3 protein-coding genes are annotated in these 3,457 nt (G+C 63.9%); 1 reads left to right on the top strand and 2 read right to left on the bottom strand.

From position 1 onward, the window contains the following. Positions 1 to 267: 267 nt before the first annotated feature. On the bottom strand, positions 268 to 1,080 hold the full coding sequence (locus OCL97_RS22450; protein ID WP_377371922.1) for a class I SAM-dependent methyltransferase: 813 nt from the start codon (positions 1,078 to 1,080) through the stop codon (positions 268 to 270). Next, positions 1,077 to 1,550: a cupin domain-containing protein gene (locus OCL97_RS22445; RefSeq protein WP_377371921.1), complete on the bottom strand. Its 474-nt coding sequence runs from the start codon at positions 1,548 to 1,550 to the stop codon at positions 1,077 to 1,079. Before OCL97_RS22445 ends, OCL97_RS22450 begins: the two co-directional genes overlap by 4 nt. A 102-nt stretch (positions 1,551 to 1,652) precedes the next feature. On the opposite strand from OCL97_RS22445, the gene OCL97_RS22440 reads away from it, so the two are divergent. Beyond that, on the top strand, positions 1,653 to 3,239 hold the full coding sequence (locus tag OCL97_RS22440) for a winged helix-turn-helix domain-containing tetratricopeptide repeat protein (RefSeq protein WP_377371920.1): 1,587 nt from the start codon (positions 1,653 to 1,655) through the stop codon (positions 3,237 to 3,239). The last annotated feature ends 218 nt before the right edge of the window (positions 3,240 to 3,457 follow it).

The following is a 3,457-nucleotide window of genomic DNA, read 5'->3' as shown; positions in this document are numbered from 1 at the left end:
CGCTTCATCGACGGCCCCAAGGCTGCTGCGTCGATGCTAGATTCTAAGCTGCTTCGCCGTTTTTACACAGCCTGGACTCAACTCTCCCGTTCCGAATGTCTGCTGCCCGGAACGTCTGCCAACGTCCCAAATCTGACTGTACCGGCGTACCGCTTGGCGGACGACCTCGGTCCGCCAAGCGGACGTTGTGAACGTCTCAGATGGGGGGAAGCGGTCGTATGCCGCAGGTTACCGACCAAACCTGGTTTCACCCATGTTGGGTATCACTCAGACTGAGATGGTCACCTTCAGAAAGGTGGCGGGAATCTGTGTGCGGTCAGGCTCGCCGCTGAGATTCTGAGCCTGGAACAGGTCGTCCAGTTCCTGGCGAAGCGCGTGCGCGCGTCCTTCCGCCTCCGCCGCGGCGAAGGCGTTCATCGTAGGGCCGTAGTACGTCGAGAAGTCATCCAGCAACCCGGACGGCGCGCCAGGATGCTCGAAGACATAGGTGCTTCGGGCAAAGCTGATCTGATCATTTGGAACGCCGGCTCCGGCAAATCGTGCGATTACCATGTCTTCCAGACCCCAGGTCATGGGACTGACGAAGCCCGCCGCGGGTGGCGGAGAATAGGCCGCGCTGATCTTCAGGATCTGGGCGACCAGAGTCGGGTCGTTAGGAATCCAGTTGCCCATGACGATCCGCCCGCCCGGCCGGGTGACCCGGACCATTTCGCGCGCGACGGCATCGGGCCGCGGCGCGAACATGGCGCCGAAGATGCTGACCACCAGGTCAAAGGCGTCATCGGCGAGGCCCTGCAGATCAGAAGCGTCGCCCTCCTGAAACCGACAATTGGCGAGGCCTTCGGCGCGGGCGCGCAGGTTTCCGGCCGCGACGAGATTGGCTGCGATATCGACGCCCAGCACGTCGGCGCCCAGTCTTGCCGCCGGGAGCGCTGTGGTGCCGTCGCCGCATCCGAGATCGAGAACCCTGAGCCCGGGTGTGACGCGCAGTTCACGTACCAACGCCTCACCGCTGGCGCGCATGCCGCGGGCAATCCGCGTGAAGTCGCCCTTTTGCCAGAGCGCTTTGTTAGGATTCACTTGAGCGACCCTGTAAAAGCTATTGCATCCACAGCACTCTCGAAGGCGATGAACAACGTGCAAGGCCCGGCTCCCTTGCAGGTGGCCACGTGAGGCAGCCCGGCCGGACCGTAAGCGTACTCGCCCGGGGTCAAGTCCTCTGCGGGGCTGCCCTGGTAGCGAATCGTGAGCTGGCCCTCGACGAGAACGATGCGCTCGGGCGACGTGTGGGAATGGGGGGGAATCGTGTAGCCGCCCGGCACGCGCAGGAAGATGTCGGCGTTAGGCTTGGCCGGGTCGCCGTTCAGGACGGCGATCTGGCATCCCGCCGGGAAAATCTGTGGGCAGGACCCCCACTTTAGCGCCGAGTTTACCGTGGCGGTGACGGGTTTCGCAGCCGGGGCGGCGTGGACGTTTGCACTGGAGGCAGCAAGGGAAACGGCGGAAATCGCCAGAGCGATGCGGACGCCGGACGTCGGGGTCTTGGTCATCACGTGTCTTCCGATCTGTAGCGAGCTCGGGAATGGCCCGAGGCCTGACCGCAGACCTAATTGGTATCCGGCGCGGGGGCTTGAAGACGGTCTGGAGATCGTGTGGAGATCGACCGGAGATTTTCGCTATGGTCGCGCGCGATGATCTTTCAGTTTGCCCATTTCGAGTTGGATATCGACCGGGTTGAGCTGCGCGCGGACGGCGTGGCCCTGGCGGTTGAGCCCCAGGTCTTTGCTCTGCTGAGATTGCTTATCGAGAACCGCAGTCGCGTGGTGACCAAGGACGAGATTGTCGCACTGATCTGGAAGGGTCGGATCGTTTCGGACTCGGCGATCTCGAGCCGGGTCAAGTCGGCCCGGCAGGTGATCGGCGACAATGGCCGGGCGCAGGCCCTGATCCGTACGGCGCACGGGATTGGCTTCCGCTTCGTGGCCGAGGTCGTCCAGCCGTTGACCGTCTCTTTCGCCCCGCCGCAGGAAACCGTCCCGGGTGAGGGTCCTCTGCCGCCGCGACCCAGTATTGCGGTGCTGCCTTTTCGGATGGTCGGCACCGCACAGCCGGAGTTCCCGATCGCCGACGCCCTGCCGCAGGACCTAATCACGGAGCTGTCGCGGCTGCACTGGTTGCTGGTGATTGCGCGTGGCTCATCCTTCCAGTTCAGAGGTTCGGACACGAGCCTCGAAGCCGTGCGCCAGATGCTGAACGTGCGGTACTGTCTGTCTGGCGTAATCGAGATGTCGGGCCCGGTCCTGTCGGTTTCGGTGGAACTCGGCGACACCCAGACCAGCGGCGTCGTTTGGAGTGAAAGGTTCCGGGCTGACGTGAGCACCATCCACGAGGTCCGCAACCAGATTATCGCCGCGGTGACCAGCGCCGTGGAAGTGCGGATTCCCTTCAATGAGGCGCGGCGAGCGCTGTCGAAGTCGGCGGAAAACCTCGACGCCTGGTCGGCCTATCACCTGGGCCTGCACCACATGTACCGCTTCAACAAGGCGGACAACGATATCGCGACGGGTCTGTTCGAACGCGCCGCGGCCATGGAGCCAGGCTTTGCAAGGGCCTATGCGGGGCTGTCCTTCACCCACTTCCAGAACGCGTTCCTGCGATATTCCGATGACCCCGCCTCCGTGATGCTCGCGCAGCGTTTCGCGTCCCAATGCCTGGAGCGGGATCCGCTGGATCCCTTCGGTCACTTCACCATGGGACGGGCGCAGTGGTTGAATGATGATCTGGAGGCTAGCCTGCCCTGGCTGGAGCGGGCCAACGCCCTCAATCCCAACTATGCGCAGGCCCGCTACTCCAGGGGCTGGGCCGAGGCCTTGCTGGGCAGCGCTGAGGCTAGCCAGCTCAATATCGACACGGCGCTGGTCCTCAGCCCGCTGGATCCGCTGGTCTATGGCATGTTGGGGGTGCGGGCGATGTCCTATCTAGTCCTCGAAGACACGGCGCAGGCGGCGCTCTGGGCCGAGCGTGCGGCGAAAGCGCCCGGTGCCCATGCGCTGATTGAGATGATCGCGGCGACCGCCCATGGCCTCAACGGCAATGCAGGGAAGGCCCGTGCCTGGGCCGACTCGGTTCGCGCCCGCGCCGCTCACCTCGATAAGGCCGACTTCCTTCGCGCCTTTCCATTTCGCGACCTACCGACGCGCGCTCGAGTGACCGGGATGCTGGGAAAGCTCGACTTCTAGCAGAGCGATGACAACTCAGTTCGCTGGAGCCGCATCCTCCCAGGCGCAGCTTCGCGTCGCAGCGGTCGCGGCCGCTCACTTCCGATTGGCCCAGGCCCGGAACTGGCGAGGTGTCAGCCCCGCAGAACTCCAATGTCAGCAACGGGTCCAGGCTGTGTAAAAACGGCGAAGCAGCTTAGAATCTAGCATCGACGCAGCAGCCTTGGGGCCGTCGATGA

The sequence above is a fragment of the Phenylobacterium ferrooxidans genome, from assembly GCF_042714595.1.
Classification (GTDB): Bacteria; Pseudomonadota; Alphaproteobacteria; order Caulobacterales; family Caulobacteraceae; genus Phenylobacterium; species Phenylobacterium ferrooxidans.
The sequence above is the reverse complement of the archived record's forward strand: the minus strand, read 5'-3'. Positions and strand labels throughout refer to the sequence as shown.

Bases quoted from the DNA above. Each gene is read 5' to 3' on its own strand.
- OCL97_RS22445 (WP_377371921.1), bottom strand. From the start codon at position 1,550: ATGACCAAGACCCCGACGTCCGGCGTCCGCATCGCTCTGGCGATTTCC.